Source organism: Desulfuromonas acetoxidans DSM 684 (assembly GCF_000167355.1).
Classification (GTDB): domain Bacteria; phylum Desulfobacterota; class Desulfuromonadia; order Desulfuromonadales; family Desulfuromonadaceae; genus Desulfuromonas; species Desulfuromonas acetoxidans.
On the sequence record NZ_AAEW02000011.1, the window covers coordinates 102,212 to 118,833 of the forward strand.

The window sequence follows — 16,622 nt, forward strand, 5'->3', positions numbered from 1 at the left end:
ATTAGTGCCTACAGCAATAACTCCAGCAAGGGCATGAGAATATTCACACGAGTTTAAGGTTTTCTATGGCAGGAAAAGTTATTAGGATATAAAAGGAAAATAGAAAAGAAGCAGGTTCCTTACCGGCGTTGCTCTGGTATAATTTTGAAAAAACTTTTATTTCAAACGACTCAATTATTATCGTGACAGGAATAAATTTAACATTATGAATCGTTTTGCAATTTTGCGTCATCTCTATCCGGCGCTACGTGACCATCAGCGTGTGGAACACTCCTTAAATCAGTTGCTGCGAAGCACACTGGACTCTGTTTATCTGAACACGACACCGGCTAAACCCAAGTTGATGCGCTTCTATCAGCGCAACTTCTTCTCTATCCTTTTTCTGTCCATCTACAAAGCGCTGAAAATACCCTCCGCCCATCGCCAGCTTTACGGTGTGATCAACCAATCTATCCGCGGCATTGTGACGGGCTGCGATAATATCCTCGACGACGAATACAAGTCCATGTTGCCATTGGCCTTCCCTTCCAAGGCGCAACGATTCAGCAGCGTGATGCATATCCTTCTGTTTGATCGCTTTCTTGAACAGGTTCTTGATAAGGCTGTCAATGACGCTCTTCTAAACAGAGCGGATAAAGACGCCATTCACAAACAGATTTTTTCTGCTCTGGTTGCCATTGGCGCCGAGGAAGCCAGTGAGGAGGGGGGCGTTAAAACCATTCTGCGCCCGGATCAGATTTTAACAACGGTTCACGCTCTGAAAGGCGGAGAACTTTTACGCTTGGCATTTATCACCCCTTGTTACATTGAAAACAGCCCGGCGGTTCGACAGGCCGATCAGGCCATTTATAAAATCGGCCTGGCACTGCAGGTGATTGATGACATGACCGACCTTGTTGAAGACCTGAGCGTCGGCCACCACAATTATCTGGTGTCATCCATTTATCACGAGGGCAATCGTCAGGAGCAGGACGCCTTACAAGCCTGCCTTGCCGCGCCGGATGAGATCTCAACACCCATTGAAGTGCTGTTCCCGACCTCAACCCGTCTGGTCATGCAACGCGCCATTGGCGAAGCGCTCAATGGTTTTACCGAGCTATACGACGCCGGTTTCTGGCTCAATCGTCGCGATGCATTCGGTGTCATCAAAGATCTGTTCCATTTACGCGGTTTAAGCCGTCTTGACCCGTTATGGCCCACCTACCAGGACCACCATCCAGGATTGAGCGATACAATTCACGGCTCAGAGGAAAACGCACCATGATCGATGCTGTGATCGGCTTAAGAAATCTTGGACGCAACCGCCGTCGGACCCTGCTTACCGGCAGTCTCGTTGCTTTTGGTGTGGTCTGTCTGATTGTCTTCCAATCATTAAAGGTGGGCATGCACGAACAGATGATTGTTTCTACGACCTCTCTCGACAACGGCATCCTGCAAATTCATGACCCGGACTACCGCCCTAACCGATCATTACTGCAACCAATTAACGATTCTGCCACCCTGATTGAGCGCCTTGACCAGCATCAAATTCGCTACGCTGAACGGCTTAAGACAGCTGCCCTGCTCCTGGCCGGGCCACAGAGCAGCATGATCTCACTCAGCGGCATCAGTCCTGAACATGAAGCCCAAGTCACCCAGATTTCTAACCAGATGCGTGAAGGGACCTATCTTGGTCGCAGCAATACCATTGTTCTTTCACAGGCGTTATGCCAAGCACTGTCGCTGTCTTTAAACGATCAGGTGACCGTCATGGCCCAGGACAGCGCCGGCCAGCCCGCTCTGGCAAAACTGACTGTTGTTGGCATATTCTCAACCGGCCTGCCGAGTTTCGACACCACACATGGCTATGTGGAGTTGGCAACCCTGCAACAACTGATCAAAGCGCCTCAGGTGATCAGTGAGATCAGCATCCACACACAACTCGACAATCAGAACGACATGGAAACACGCCTGCTGCCGTTACTGAACAAAGATCAGCGCATAACACGCTGGCAGGAGGCGCTGCCCGACTTGGTGCAATTGATCGAACTCAACGACACGACGATGTCGATCTTGATCGTCATCGTGTTTATTCTGGTGGGCATGGGCATTCTCAATACCATGACCATGATCACCTATGAACGGTTTAAGGAGTTTGGCCTGCTGGCAGCTTTAGGATACCCACCGGCGGGCGTGATACGTATGGTATTAGCGGAAGCTCTTTTCCTTGGAACAGGTGCAGCGTTTCTCGGTGGGTTGATTGGCGCACTGATCTGCTTATGGTTGGGCCAGCAAGGCTTGGATCTGAGTCAGTTTACCAGCAACAATCAATATTTCACCAGCGCCCATATCTTGTACCCGCAACTGCGCTGGTCCGACATGGTGGCAGCATTTGTGCTGGCAGCAGTCACCTGCATACTCTCCGGTCTGTTTCCGGCCTGGAAGGCCTCGCGACTCAATCCGGTGGAAGCATTGCGCCATATTTAACCGGGTATGAGATGTAGTCCACACACCACCCCTATACAAAAATCAATAGTTATGGCAGCACAGGCACAATTGTGAATCGTCCAGCGGCACTCGCAACATCCAGCTCCTATCACTGTGCGGATCATGACAGGTTGAACACATAATCCGTCCGGAATCCCCCTCCTGCCAATGATACAGCTTGATCCCCTGGGGCTCGGCATGAAACTTTTCGGAAAGAAAACCCGGATCATAAGGCATACCCACCGGATGATTGACGGATTGCTGATCGGCATTCACATGGCAACGCATGCAAATGCCCTGATCGTTGACAATCGGCAGTACCGCATCAACAAACTGCTCGGGGATAAATTCGCCTGAGATATCGAAATCAAAAACCAACTCTTGGGTTAATTTATGACATAACTGACAGACAGGAGCGACTTCGTTTTGATGTGTTTTACGAAATACCCGCGAGATCTGATGCGGATTTTCCGTGGCAAAAGCAACAGATACACTGGACACAATCACAATGAAAACAATTAAGGATCTCACCATGTCCCTCTCCCGAAATATATTGCATCAAACAAAACACTCATGAAAGGGTAACAAGCGAAATCGTTTTTTCAATATATAAAAAAAGGCTGACCTAATGGCCAGCCTTTTAAAGAGTTTTTCAGAGTTGTTTATAGCAATGCTTTTACAGCGTTAAGAGCCGCCTGGTAATCGGGCTCAGCCGTCACTTCAGAAACAATTTCGCGGTAAGCAACCTTACCCTGGGCATCGACAACATAAACAGCGCGAGCCAACAGTTTCAGTTCATCAATCAGCAAGCCGTAAGCGAGACCAAAAGAACGGTCTTGATAGTCTGATAATGTTTTTACACGCTCAATTCCGGCATTACCGCACCAGCGTCCCTGAGCAAACGGCAGATCCACGCTGATCGTATAAACGGCAACACTGTCCGGAAGATCGGCTGCATCCTGGTTAAATTTGCGGGTCATGGTGTCGCAAACCCCCGTATCAATCGACGGCACAACCGCAATTAGCTGAACTTTACCTTTAGCGGAGTCCAGGGTTACCGGTTGCAACCCGTTATCCACCACTTTAAAATCAGGTGCGTTGTCCCCAACAGTGATATCCGGACCAACCAACGTTACAGGATTGCCTTTAAATGTAATTACACCAGTTCTTTTTTCTGCCATCATAGATCTCCTTTTGTTTAATGAGCCTGCTGCCAGCCTAACAAAACAGGTCATCCTGTCAAGACGACATTAGCTCGAAAAAAAATACACAACACTTTCCATCCCATGAAAATTATAGGGCGGTACCATTAACCTGCGGCAGGTTAATCACTTCAACCCACAATGTCGCGCCGCCCCCTTCCGTCGTGGCCACCCAGGCGCGACCACCGTAATGACGGGCGATCTTCTGCACTGTGGCCAATCCAATCCCGGTACCAGGACGCTTTTCCGCCTGTTGACCACGGAAAAACACGTCAAACACCTGAGGCTGTTCCTGTTCATCAATTCCCGGACCATGGTCACGGACGTAAAACTGTATCAAACTACCGCGAGAATAGCCTCCAACTTCAATTTGTTCGCCATCAGGCAGTGAATAACGGATCGCGTTGGTCAATAGATTGGAAAATAATTGGCTGACCACGCTTTCGGGCAGAAAAACATCGGGAATATCTTCGATCACAATGCGCCCCTGTTGGGCGACTAGTTCTGAATTAAGATCTGTAATCACATCTGTAACCACGGTGTTGGTGTTCACCGGATGTAAGGGGCGATCATCATGACCAACTTTCGCCAAGTCGAGCAGGTCTTCCATGAAAACCAGCATTTTATCACCCTGTTGCTCAATTTCATCCAAGGCATCCAGAGCCCGTTCATCAAGCACACGATGATAGTTCTCAATTAGAAACTGAGCATAACCGACGATTGGAGTCAAAAAAGTCCGCAGATCATGCGAGACTGTATAGGCAAAAGCTTCAAGCTCCTTGTTGACCTGTTTCAAATCCGACTGTGCCAGTTGAATTGACGTCAGCATCTGGCTGAGCACCAAGGCCAGATCCTGTGTTTCACGCGTCCCGGACACCGGGATATCGATATCCTGGTAAATATCCTTCTCAATCAGAGCGGCACTTTGCGTTAACCGGTACAACGGGGTGGACAGCGCTTTGGACAGGTGCAGTGCCAACAGGGAGGAGACCAGCAAAACCCCGAGCGTCATAAACAAAATGCCGCTTTGCGCTGTTGCGGCCGGCGCATTTAATTCCGTGACATACATAGTGGAAACAATATACCAATCCAACGGTTCGAAATAGCGGATGTACGCGCGTTTTTCGTAGTTGTAGACCCCAACATGGTCGGGGCGATCCCACATGTACTCCAGGGGCTTCTCAGGATGTCTGGCAGCAACGATCAAGTCATCGACCAGCATATTGCCGGTGGCAGGGTTGACCATGGTGCGAAATGTATCGCCATTGATATTAGGATGAATCAGCATCTCCTTTTTGCCGTTGAAGATGCACATATAACCGGTTTCAGCGACTCTCATCTGCTCAAAAGCCGCACGCAGCTCTTTGATAATGGAAGCCAGCCGCCTTTGAGCTTCGTACTCAATATCGTCAATATAAACCCCGGTACCGACAACCCATTGCCAGGGTTCAAATAAACGAACAAAGGAAATCTTCGGCTGTTGAACAGTCAACCCCTGAGCGGTTGGTTTGGGCCACATATAACGGACAAACCCCTCTTTGTCCTCAGCACAGATCGACACCGCTTTGCTAAAAAAATTGCCATTCCCATCGGCTAGACTGTTAAAAGATGGCAAATCGAGTGGTTTGCCATCCAAATGGGGCAATGTCGGATGCATGATCATTTCAGGAACCGGCTGATCCATCGAATTGATCCACAGGTAGCCAACGCCTTGGTCATAGCGAAGCAACCGGATATGTTCGATGGCATTTTGTTGCGCCTGATAAGGCGAAATCAAATTGGCTCGCGAGTCTGAGTATTGCTCCTCAACATAGGACAGAGCCAGGCCGACGATGTTCTTCATCTCTTGTTTTCGTCGTTCCAAGGTGGCCTGCTTGTGGAACTGATAGCTGCGGTATTCACTTTCAACGTTGAGCAACACCGTCTGAATCAGATCTTTAGCATGTTGATCCAGCTTTTTGGAAACGGCCCGATCGATGGTGTAATGCGTCATAATCGAAATGGTAAACGCACTGAGTAACACCATGGAGATGGTCAGGGCGAGTATCCGCGACCTTAACGTATTAAAAAGTCGATTGAGCCAATCAATCATGCTCCTCTCCTCTATTTTGACACGGCAACGTTAGCGTCACCGTTGTTCCCCGATCGACTTCGCTATCAACACGAATCGAACCATGATGGGCATCAATGATACTTTTTGCCACTGTCAACCCAAGACCCAATCCACCTTTAGAGGTGGTAGAACCATCAATTCGGAAAAATTTATCGAACACTTTGTCGATATTTTTCTGTTCCATACCAATCCCCTCGTCACGCACTGTGATAACCGCCTGATGGTTTTTCATCTGTAATGAAATATGGATCCGTGTTTGTGGCGGCGAAAATTTCACCGCATTACTGAGCAAATTATCGAGAACCTGACCAACCCTCTCCTGATCAGCCCAAAGTTCACAAGGCTCGACCATGACGATAAAACGATGATCGGTATACGTCTTTTCATAGTGTTTGACCAAGGTCATAATATCAAGCTGCAAATCAAAACAATGGTATTGCAATTGAATCGACTGGCCGAATTCGAGTTGTTCGAGTTTCAACAGATCGTCAACGATCGAAGTGAGCACTTCCCCTTTATTGCGTATTGTCTCGAGAAATTCCTGCTGCTGTTCCAACGTAATGGACTGGCGATATTCTCGATTAACCAGCAATTCGGCAAATCCCATGATCACGGTCAGCGGCGTATTAAGCTCGTGAGCGGCAGAGGAGATAAACTCATTTTTAAGCTGATCCAGTTCCCGTTCACGGGTGATATCCCGTAGCAAGATCAGTGTTCCGGAAATCTCTTTGTCGTCATTCTGTACAGCCGTCACCTGAACGGCCATTAAACGGTTACGCTCCTGATCAGCTATCGGCACCTCGACTTCACAGTGTCGTGACAGGGACTCGCCCGCCAGGATCGATCCAACCAGAACAGAGAGATCATTATCGTGGAGAACGGTTGCCACCTGACGATTGAGAGTCTCCCCTTCCGGAAGTCCCAACCAATCCTGCGCTGATTGATTAATCAGAATAATGCGCCCCAGAGGATCAACAACGATTAAACCATCAGAAATAGCTTTGAGGATGGCATCAATTTTATCCCGTGACGACTCAGCATCCGCCAAGGCATTCACCAGTGCGGCTTCAGCGTATTTGCGTTGAGTCACATCACGGACCACCGCCAACATCGCCTGTTTGCCGTCGAGAGGGATCAGCGTCAGATGGACCTCGGCCTGGAATAGCGTGCCATCTCGTTTTTTATGTGTCCACTCGAAAAACTGGTGTCCTTCATGAATAAGCCGGGATATTTTTTCAGAGACTTTGAGTTCCGACAAACTGCCATCCGCTTGATTGATCGGAGAAAAATCTTTCGGCACCATTCCTTGCATTTCATCGTGACTGTAACCGAACATCTCTTCTGCAGCATGATTACTATCAAGAATCTGATGGCTATCACAATCAGCCAGCACAATGGCATCGTAGGAAAGCTCAAATAAGCTCCGATATTTTTGTTCATTATTTTCCAGAGCCTGCTGAGCCTCTTGCCGTTCAACCATCTCCCTGGCCAGTTGTTTATTTGCGGCGATAAGATCATTGTTGCTGACTTCAATGGCCCGCATGGCAGCCTCTTTGTCATGCAACAGCCCCTTCATCGAAGCCAACATATTCTGCAGCACCTGCCCCAGTTCCCGCGTTTCACTCGCACCACAGATTGGAACAGAAATATCCATGTCTTGACTGTGCTCAATGCGCCGCGCCACATCAGTGAGGAGCAACAACGGTCGGGTCAACGAATAGGAGAAAAGGTAAGACACCATGGCGGCCACCAACAAAACCAGTCCGGAAACCATCAGAATATCCCGGCGCAATTCATATCCGCTGTGCGCCAGATCATCGAGGTACATGGTGGAAACGATATACCAATCCAACGGTTCAAAATAACTGACATAAGCGCGTTTGGCATGCTGGGCGCCCGCGTAACGTGGATGGTGCCAATGGTATTCAATGGGAACATTGGGCGTCGCCGCAGCGCGTTTAAATTGGCCGGCATTTGGAAAGCCGTGGTCCGCAAACTCGCCTCTGGCATCGGGATGAATCAGCGTGTTGCCTTGACCATCGAAAATAAACATGTAGCCGTTTTGAGCGACATGCACACGGGAAAAGGTACGCTTAAGCTCGACCAGAATCTCATCAAGACGTTGTTGGACTTCGGCCTCGATATCATCCAGATACACGCCGCTACCCACCACCCAGTTCCATGGTTTGAACAAACGGACATAAGAGATTTTCGGCTGTTCTTCCGTAACCCCCTGTGACGTTGGCTTGTTCCAACGATAATTGACAAACCCCTCTTGATCACGCCGAATCAGCTTGGCAATCAAAACCAACAGATGTTCATGGCCTTGGGTGGCACGATAATATTTGTCATCAACAGCAGAGCGACCATCTTCCTGCTCCGGCAGGATTGGATGCATCAACACCTTGGGAATAGGCTCGCTGAGATCATTCACCCAGAAATAGCCCACCCCGTTGGCATAACGCAGTTGCCTGAGTTGCTCCAACGCTTCACGCCGCGCCACCGATTCGCTGATTTTACCCCGTTGGACTTCGCCATAGAGTTCTTTAAGGTGGGACATTGCAACGATGACCACGTCTTTGAGGGACACCTTACGCCGCTCCACCGTGATATGGCGGTGAAATTCAAGGCTGCGATACTCATTTTCAATAGTGAGCAACACCGCGTTCATCAAATCAATCCCGTGACGGTCCGCCGAATCCAACACCGCCCTTTGCGCATGGTTTTGAGCAAAATAGGCGATTGAACCGGCTGACAGCAGCAGGATACATCCAATCGTTATCAGTATGCGAGTACGAAACGAAGCACGCATGGGAATCCCTGGAGGTATTGGTATGACATGACCGCCATAACCGATCAATGAGTCATGTTTCCTGATCTGTCTGGTTTAAACCGAACCACAATCTGTTACAGTGTAACAATGACAATCCATCTTTCCATGGTTCCTCCGCATAATGTGTCACACTCATGAAAACTGAAAACAAAACCATGGAAAAACCAACAAAACAAGACGCGTATACTCCCTGACAACATCACGTCATCACTATCAACAGGATATCAGACATGAAACAATTTATTATAAGTATTTTATTGTTTTTAATGTGCATCTCCCTGAGTTGGGCACAGCAGTCAACACCGATCAGCACCGGATATCCCTTTCCTGAGCTGCAACTCCCCATGCCTGAATCTCCCCGTCAGCGAGCCTATCTGGGGCTTAATGACGTTCAGGGGAATTTTTTTTCCCCCAGCGCGATTCAGGCGCAAGTGGTTCTGTTCGAGTTCCTCAATGTTCACTGCCCGCATTGCAAAGATCAGGCACCAATTTACAACACGTTGTATCATCGCATCGAACGTGATCCCAATCTTAAAGACAAGGTGCGGATCGTCGGCGTTGCCGTCGGCAACCATCCCAAAAGGGTTGCGGATTTTATTGATTACTACGATGTAGCATTTCCGATGTTTCTCGACGAAAACTATCTTTTCTGGCGTGATGTCGGGGGGAAAACAACCCCGTTCACGGTTTATGTGCGGCAGTCTGCACCCGGCCAGGCCGGTGTTGTTGCGGGCACCCATATCGGCACCAATTGGGACATCAAAGAAACGCTGGAGCTGTTAACGGAAATGATTGACGAACTGCCGGAGGATCTACTCCTGCCCGAGGATGACCTGGTGGATATCGCCCAGGAAACACCACTGCCGTTTTCTGAACAACAGATCGTCACCAAGGTACGCCGTCTGATGGCACGCCAGGGAATTATTGATTCCTTGGAAAAGATCAAGGGCATTGAAGGACACAGCCTGTTTCGCGGAGTCGTTGAACGAGGCGGAGAACATAGAACCCTGCTGGCTGAAGTGGTCAGCCGCTCCACGGTTTGTGATATCTGCCATGATGTTCATTTTATTTATCTGTTCGATTCGTCCCTGAAAATTATCGATGTTGCGGCTCTACAGTTGACCAAATACGGCAATCAGGAATTTGATCAACAGGACATGCGTAAGTTGAAGCAGATTCTGGTTGGACGTGTGTTGACCGAAACAAAACCGTTCAACCCTGATGTGGATGCCGTTACAGCGGCGACGATCACCTCCTCAGTGATCAATCATGCCTTGAATCAAACCCCGATGTTGATCAAGCAATTAAAACGTTACAAATTCCCCCCACAGAGGATCAGAACTGACGTTATAAAAAAGACCCCCGGTGATGTTCACACCGGGGGTCTTTTCAACAGCCTGTCAGACCATCATCCTGCTCTATTTACCCTCATCGAGTTCCGCGCGTTCCATCACCGTCGCCGGTAAGGTCTTTTTCACCTTGACGCCGAGATCAACAAAACGGCTGGCCTGGCTGATCAGGTTGCCACGGCCCTGACTCAACTTGTTCATGGCCGCCGTATATGTATGGCCAACGGTATCCAATTGCGTACCGAGCTTTTCCATCTCCTCGACAAAGCCACGCAACTTGTCATAAATCGCCCCGGCCTTATCGGCAATGGCCTGAGCATTTTGATTCTGCCGTTCAAAACGCCAGATATTTTCAATGGTGCGCAATGTCGCCAACAGCGTGGTCGGCGATACCATAACAACATGGCGGTCAAACGCTTCATTGAACAGTTCACCATCCTGTTGCAAGGCCACCACCAAAGCCGCTTCAATGGGCATGAACATGACGACAAAATCAAGGGAACGCACCCCTTTAAGGTTGGCATAATGCTTTTCACTCAGTCCCAAAACATGCTGACAGACCGCCTGAACATGCTGTTTAAGACACTGCTGGCGCTGTTCAGGATCATCCTCACGGCAGGAGCGTTCGTAACTCGATAGAGAAACCTTTGAATCGACAATGATATCTTTGCCTTCAGGCAGGTGGATAATCACATCCGGGCGCAATAAGCGATTGTCGGCATCGCGAAAACTGCCCTGAACCTCATATTCCACACCGCGGCGCAATCCAGACTGTTCAAGCAATCGTTCAAGCACCAGTTCGCCCCAATTGCCTTGAACCTTACGATCCCCTTTTAACGCACGCGTCAGTTGGCGGGCATCTTCAGACATCTGCTGATTCAAACCGCGCAGCTGCTCAAGTTCCTGGCGCAGTGTCGCTCGCTCTCGAACATCGGTCACATGCACATCATCAACTTTTTGTCGAAAACCATCGAGTTGTTGACGTAACGGCGTCAGCAACTGGGATAATTCTTCGCGGTTAACCTCTTTGAATTGACGACCCCGCTCATCAAAAATTTCCCCGGCAACAACCTTAAACTGCTGGGTCAACTGTTCTTTGGCTTCAAGCAACAACGCCTGTTTTTCCGCGCTTTGCTGCCGCTCCAGTTCAAGTCGGGTGGTCATTTCGGCAGTTTGAAGACGGGCGTGTTCGACCGCCTGTTGCAGTGCGCGATTCTGCTGTTCCCTATCGGCCAGTTGTTGCTGTAAAACCTGGGTCAGACGCTGGGATTCATCCACCCGGACAAGGCTTTCATCCAGGCGTCTGCGTAACCCGCGAAGAAAAATAAGTCGCCCCCAGGCATAAACCAGTGCCAGCAGGCCAATCGCCCCACAACCCCATAACCATTGAGCGGGCTGAATGCTTTCCATCAACGCCCCTCAGCCACAGTGGTTAACCGCCGCCGGGAGATCTTAAACACCGCTGTCATCTCCATGGCCACGACATCCGCTTCGGTAACAATCTCTACCCGTGCATGCCACAACCGTTCTTCCTGCTGCTCCACACGGGCTTTTGCCGTGATCATCCCCTGGATCACCGGGTGCAGAAAGCGAATCGCCATATCCGTAGTGCCGAAATGGGTTCCCGGCTCGACCTTGCTTTTCAGTGCCATCACGGCAGCCGTATCCGCCAGACTCACTGTCGCCCCACCGTGCATAATCGACCCGCCGTTGGCATACTGACGACGAAACGGCATGGTCAAGATCGCTTCGCCATCTTCAGCACGTACAATGTCCATGCCTAGTAATTGTTCAAAAGGAGCACATTCAATCCAGCGTTCAAGGTGAATTTCGTGGGGTCCCAAACTTTCTTCATGCAACATGACAACTCCCTATTTATCGCAACAGTGGACCACTTCCCACTGGAGCATATGAACTTTAACATCTGTTCCTGAACCATAGTTTCCCGGCTGTCCATCGCTGCGGATCACTCGATGACACGGCACCAGAGCGGGAATAGGGTTAGCGGCCATGGCCGAGCCTACCGCCCTGCTGCCACGCGGGAAACCACTGGCCGCCGCCAGATCGGCATAGGAGACAACCTGACCTGATGGAACCCGCAGCAAGGTTGTCCATACCGACTGTTGGAATACGGTACCATCCATGGCCAATGGGATAATGTCGCGAACTTCGCCACCATTGAGAAGAGCTTCCACAGCAAAAGGAAGATGGGATTTAGCCGACCAGTGTTGGCTTGGGTAGCGGTCCTGCCAGTCAGCGAGAACGTCGCCCACGGATTGATGGCACAGCAGCTGCGCCAGAACAATAGCTGTTGGCTTCCAGGCCACCAGCAGAGGGCAAACCGGTCCTTTAACCACGGCATAGTCGAGAGAACCAGCCTGATCAAGGTGGGCAGAGGCCACAATTCGCACCGGCCAGCAAGGCGAGGCCGGTGACGATGAAGCATCAAAGGAGAACCAGCGGGGCTGCCAAAGGGTCTTCGTCATCATGTCATGATCCTTTAATTATCCGTTAGGGTCATTGAGCATCAGGTCGGCCTCAGGCATCCAGCGACAACTGAAAATGGCCAGCACACCCGCAACGACCAGACCCGCGATCAACATATCAGAACCAAACCATTGCGCAATAATACCAGCCCCACCTGCCAGCAGGGCCAGGATACCAACGGAACTGTTGGTAAATGCAACACAGGTAGCGCGATCATCATTGGTGATAGCATCAACCAGGTAGGTTTTCCGCCCCAGACGAATTCCGGATTCAGCCAGACCGACCAGAACAAAACTGATAAAGAAACCAACCTGTTGCCAGGAGGCCGGACAGGCACCGGCAACCCATAAGATCAAAAGAGCCGCAGTAACGGAAAGGATGGCACTGTAGGTCATGACTGTTTTACTGGTGCGATCTGCCAAACGGCCCCAAAACGGACTACTCAAAACCTGCGCCACACCAATCGCCAGCACCAATTGACCGATAAATCCGCCATTCACCTCCATGCTGTGACTGGCATGTAGAAAATAAAAGGGCGTCGCCAATTCAACACTGAGCAATAGCGCCCGAGCCAGAAGGAAACGCCGAAATCCTGAGTAACGCCTCAAATAATCAATGCCAATGGTCATCTCATGAATGGGGTTGCGTCCCCCTTGTGTTTCACCGGGGTGCTCACGAATAACTGCAAAGCAGACGGAGCCAATCAGCCATAGTGCGGCGCCAACAACAATCAATACAAACACGGTCACCAAATCAGAGCGCCCTTCTGCCTTGAGAATGGGCAGAATCGCCCCGGCAGTCATGGTCAACACCCCTCCGATTAAGGAGCGCGAGGCCAGAAGACGTCCCCGATGTCCTTTGATAATGGTCTTGGCCAGCACATCTTGAAAAGCGATCGACGCCGTGCCACTGGCGACACTGAACAGCGTAAACAACCCGAGAATGATCAATCCGGCGACCCGTGGTGAAAAGGTCAGTGCGACCGGAATCATCAACAACAATGTCAGTGCCTGAATAACACCGGCCGCCACCCACACCCATTTGCGCACAGTCAGACGACGGATCTGCCCCGAAGCCACCAGTTGCGGCAACAGAGAACCGGCCTGTTTAATCGGCACCAGAAAGCCGAACATCCACACCGGGCTACCGAGTAACTGCAGCAACCACACCAGAATCAGATTGGGTCCAGCCACCTGCTCGGCCAGTTTTGTTGCAGCCCCATTGACAACATTGAAGGAAAAATTAAACGGTAATTCGTGGCAGCCACTGTCAGGAATACCCTCACACGCTCGGTCAAGAGCATCCTCACCCGCCAAAATACCATAGACACGGCGTTTGCTAAGCTGAATCAGACGCTTCATCTCTGTTCCTTGTGCATTTCATAAAATTAAAAAAAATACGTCCCAGCGTTTTCCTGGAGAATGACCGCTAAGAATCATTTAAAAGAATTATTCGACAGACCTGCATGAAGATGTTCTACTTAGTATCATAAATCCATCAAGCGGTCACGCGCTGCTCGCGTGTCTGCTGTCGTTCAGCATCATTTCTCACGACACTCTTTTAACGCTTTCGCAACAAGGAGGAGAAAAAATGCAACGGGTCAATATCGTTCTTGGCGGCCAGGCCGGCCAAGGCGTCAACACGGTGGAACGGATCCTCATCCGTGCATTCAAGCAATCCGGTTATCACATCTACGCCACCAAAGAATACATGTCACGTGTGCGCGGCGGTCTCAACACCATCACCATCAGCGTCGGTTCATCCCCGATACGCAGTTACCGTGAACAGATCGACCTGCTGGTTCCGTTCACCACCGGGGTCATCGACTGGGTCGCCCCACGGCTGACACCACAGGCGATTATTCTCGGCAGTGACACATTCCTTGATGGTACACCACCAACAGAGCATGTCTTTGCCCTGGATTGGGACGAAGAGGACGAGAAAAACTTTAAAAAAGAGCTGAATACTCTGTGTGCCGGCATGGTAACGGCCTTATTTGATATCGACCAAAACCTGGTAGAGGAACTGGTCAAAGAGGCTTTCGACGACAAACAAGCGTCAATTGTCGAAAAAAACCTCAAAGCACTACACTACGGCTGGACCCAAGGGGAAAAGCTGAAAAACGACCAGAACTGCACCTTTACTCTGGGTACCGATAACAGCGTCAATGACCAGACATTACTTAATGGCAGTGAAGCGGTCGCTGTGGGCGCGTTAAGCGGAGGGTGCAACGCGTTATCTTTCTATCCGATGTCACCATCGACAGCAGTTGCGGTTTTTCTCAGTCAGCAGGCACAAAATTTTGACCTGGTGGTCGAGCAGTTTGAAGATGAGATTGCTGCAGCCGGTGCCTGTATCGGCACTTGGTACGCCGGAGGGCGCGGCATGGTCACCACTTCAGGTGGCGGCTTTGCTTTGATGGAAGAGCTGATCAGCTTGTCCGGCATGTCTGAAACACCCTTTGTGCTGCATTTGGCACAACGGCCCGGTCCAGCAACCGGACTGCCCACTCGCACAGCCCAGGGCGACCTTAATTTGGTGCTCCATGCAGGACATGGCGATTTCCCCCGAACCATCTTTGCCCCAAAAGACATTGAAGAAGCCGTGCAATTATCGGCACGAGCGTTCGCCATGGCCGACAAGTTTCAGACCCCCTGTTTCATTTTGACCGATGAATATTTCGTCGACACCTATTACAACAGCGATCAGGTTTCCTTGCCCGAAATGGAGCCACTGCAGATCATTGAATCCCCTGAAGATTACCAGCGCTATCAGCTTACCGACAACGGCATCTCACCGCGCGCTCTTCCCGGTCACGGTCAGGGTGTTGTAATCGCCAATGGTAACGAACACGATGAGTACGGAGACACCACCGAGGAGATTACCCTGAGCGCAGCCATGCCCGAAAAACGGATGCGCAAACAGCAACAGATGATTGATGAGGCGTTGCAACCGACCCTGGTCGGCACCAAAGACTACTCGACATTGGTCATCAGTTGGGGATCAACCTACAACACTCTTAAAGATGCCGTTGAATCGTGCGCGATTCCCGGACTTGCCCTGCTTCACTTCAGTCAGGTCTTCCCCTTGCCAAAATCGATCACCGACTATCTCAACCAGGCACAGCAGATCATTGCCGTGGAGCAAAACTTTACCGGCCAGTTTGCCGACCTGCTCCAGCGTGATTACGCCTGCCGCATAGAGCAGCGCATCCTTAAATACGATGGTCGTGCCCTGTCCTGCGAATATGTGTCCGAGCAATTGAATGCGCTGGTGAAAGGAGGCCACCATGAGTAACTTACTTTACGACTCACAACGCCCCGGATCACAAGAGATCTCCTGGTGCCCGGGTTGTGGTGATTTTGCTATTTTAGAGGTCTTGAAAAAAAGCCTGGAAAACTTGAACAAAACACCACAACAAACCGCGATTATCAGCGGTATCGGCCAGGCAGGAAAGTTGCCTCACTACATCCACAGCAACGGGTTTCACACCCTGCATGGCCGGGCCTTACCCATTGCCACAGGGGTCAAAGGCGCCAATCCTGAACTCACGGTGGTCGCTGTTGGCGGTGATGGTGATATGTACGCTGAAGGCGGCAACCATTTTTTGCATATGTTGAGACGCAATCCGGATATCACGGTTTTGGTGCACAACAACCAGATCTACGGCCTGACCAAAGGACAGGGCTCACCCACCACACTTGAAGGGATGAAAACCACCACCCAACCACGAGGAGTGACCGAGGAACCGATCAATGCCATGGCCATTGCCATCGCCCAGAATGCCTCATTTGTTGCCCGCAGCTTCATCGGGCACAAAGAGCTGACTCAGGATCTGATTGAACAGGCCGTTGAGCACAAGGGCCTGGCTGTGGTAGAAATCTTTCAGCCCTGTGTCTCCTTTAACAAACTCAACACCTATGCCTGGTATAAAGAGCATTGCCGCATTATTGAGGATCACGATCCGTCTGATCGCGCTGCGGCCTTGGCTCTGGCATTGGACACCGAACGTTATCCGCTAGGCATTCTTTACCGTAGCAACGACAAAAAAACCTATGAGGAACAACAGGCCGCGTATCAACGAAACAACACACCACTTTGGCAACGAAAGGTGGATCAAGAGGCATTAAGGCAGTTACTGGACAGCAAGAAATGACATGAGGAAATGGCCG

Annotated in this window: 13 protein-coding genes; 5 read left to right on the forward strand and 8 right to left on the reverse strand. The window is 50.3% G+C overall.

Translation table 11 applies throughout. The annotated features are described in order from the left end of the window. Positions 1–205 precede the first annotated feature (205 nt). Both DACE_RS10555 and DACE_RS10560 read left to right on the forward strand, forming a co-directional pair. Positions 206–1,264: a hypothetical protein gene (locus DACE_RS10555; protein WP_006001061.1), complete on the forward strand. Its 1,059-nt coding sequence runs from the start codon at positions 206–208 to the stop codon at positions 1,262–1,264. After that, positions 1,261–2,466, forward strand: coding sequence for an ABC transporter permease (locus DACE_RS10560; RefSeq protein ID WP_006001062.1), 1,206 nt, complete (start codon positions 1,261–1,263; stop codon positions 2,464–2,466). Before DACE_RS10555 ends, DACE_RS10560 begins: the two co-directional genes overlap by 4 nt. A 42-nt stretch (positions 2,467–2,508) precedes the next feature. Here the strand turns inward: DACE_RS10560 and DACE_RS10565 are convergent, their stop codons facing one another. The 4 genes from DACE_RS10565 to DACE_RS10580 form a co-directional block, all read right to left on the reverse strand. Further along, positions 2,509–3,000, reverse strand: coding sequence for a cytochrome c3 family protein (locus DACE_RS10565; protein WP_006001063.1), 492 nt, complete (start codon positions 2,998–3,000; stop codon positions 2,509–2,511). A 128-nt stretch (positions 3,001–3,128) separates the two neighbouring features. Continuing rightward, positions 3,129–3,650 carry a thiol peroxidase gene (gene tpx, locus DACE_RS10570; protein WP_006001064.1) on the reverse strand — a complete coding sequence of 174 codons (522 nt, stop codon included), beginning with the start codon at positions 3,648–3,650 and terminating at the stop codon, positions 3,129–3,131. A 109-nt stretch (positions 3,651–3,759) separates the two neighbouring features. Continuing rightward, positions 3,760–5,760 carry a cache domain-containing protein gene (locus tag DACE_RS10575; protein WP_006001065.1) on the reverse strand — a complete coding sequence of 667 codons (2,001 nt, stop codon included), beginning with the start codon at positions 5,758–5,760 and terminating at the stop codon, positions 3,760–3,762. After that, a complete protein-coding gene (locus tag DACE_RS10580) occupies positions 5,753–8,593 on the reverse strand; it encodes a cache domain-containing protein (protein ID WP_006001066.1) in 2,841 nt (946 codons plus the stop codon). The genes DACE_RS10575 and DACE_RS10580 overlap by 8 nt, the downstream gene beginning before the upstream one ends. 251 nt (positions 8,594–8,844) lie before the next feature. Between DACE_RS10580 and DACE_RS10585 the strand changes: the two genes are divergently transcribed. Beyond that, positions 8,845–10,080: a TlpA family protein disulfide reductase gene (locus tag DACE_RS10585; RefSeq protein WP_006001067.1), complete on the forward strand. Its 1,236-nt coding sequence runs from the start codon at positions 8,845–8,847 to the stop codon at positions 10,078–10,080. Here DACE_RS10585 and DACE_RS10590 read toward each other — a convergent pair. From DACE_RS10590 to DACE_RS10605, 4 genes are read right to left on the reverse strand one after another with little or no spacing between them, the layout of a single operon-like run. Continuing rightward, positions 10,033–11,373, reverse strand: coding sequence for a DNA recombination protein RmuC (locus tag DACE_RS10590; RefSeq protein WP_006001068.1), 1,341 nt, complete (start codon positions 11,371–11,373; stop codon positions 10,033–10,035). The two genes, DACE_RS10585 and DACE_RS10590, sit on opposite strands and share 48 nt — an antisense overlap. Continuing rightward, complete coding sequence (locus tag DACE_RS10595; RefSeq protein WP_006001069.1) at positions 11,373–11,825, reverse strand: PaaI family thioesterase; 453 nt, start codon at positions 11,823–11,825, stop codon at positions 11,373–11,375. The genes DACE_RS10590 and DACE_RS10595 overlap by 1 nt, the downstream gene beginning before the upstream one ends. A 9-nt stretch (positions 11,826–11,834) precedes the next feature. Then, positions 11,835–12,452 carry a methylated-DNA--[protein]-cysteine S-methyltransferase gene (locus DACE_RS10600; RefSeq protein ID WP_006001070.1) on the reverse strand — a complete coding sequence of 206 codons (618 nt, stop codon included), beginning with the start codon at positions 12,450–12,452 and terminating at the stop codon, positions 11,835–11,837. Between the two features lie 15 nt (positions 12,453–12,467). Then, positions 12,468–13,811, reverse strand: coding sequence for an MFS transporter (locus DACE_RS10605; protein ID WP_006001071.1), 1,344 nt, complete (start codon positions 13,809–13,811; stop codon positions 12,468–12,470). A gap of 229 nt (positions 13,812–14,040) precedes the next feature. Between DACE_RS10605 and DACE_RS10610 the strand changes: the two genes are divergently transcribed. Both DACE_RS10610 and DACE_RS10615 read left to right on the forward strand, forming a co-directional pair. Further along, positions 14,041–15,747, forward strand: coding sequence for a 2-oxoacid:acceptor oxidoreductase subunit alpha (locus tag DACE_RS10610; RefSeq protein ID WP_006001073.1), 1,707 nt, complete (start codon positions 14,041–14,043; stop codon positions 15,745–15,747). After that, complete coding sequence (locus DACE_RS10615) at positions 15,740–16,606, forward strand: thiamine pyrophosphate-dependent enzyme (RefSeq protein ID WP_006001075.1); 867 nt, start codon at positions 15,740–15,742, stop codon at positions 16,604–16,606. Before DACE_RS10610 ends, DACE_RS10615 begins: the two co-directional genes overlap by 8 nt. The last annotated feature ends 16 nt before the right edge of the window (positions 16,607–16,622 follow it).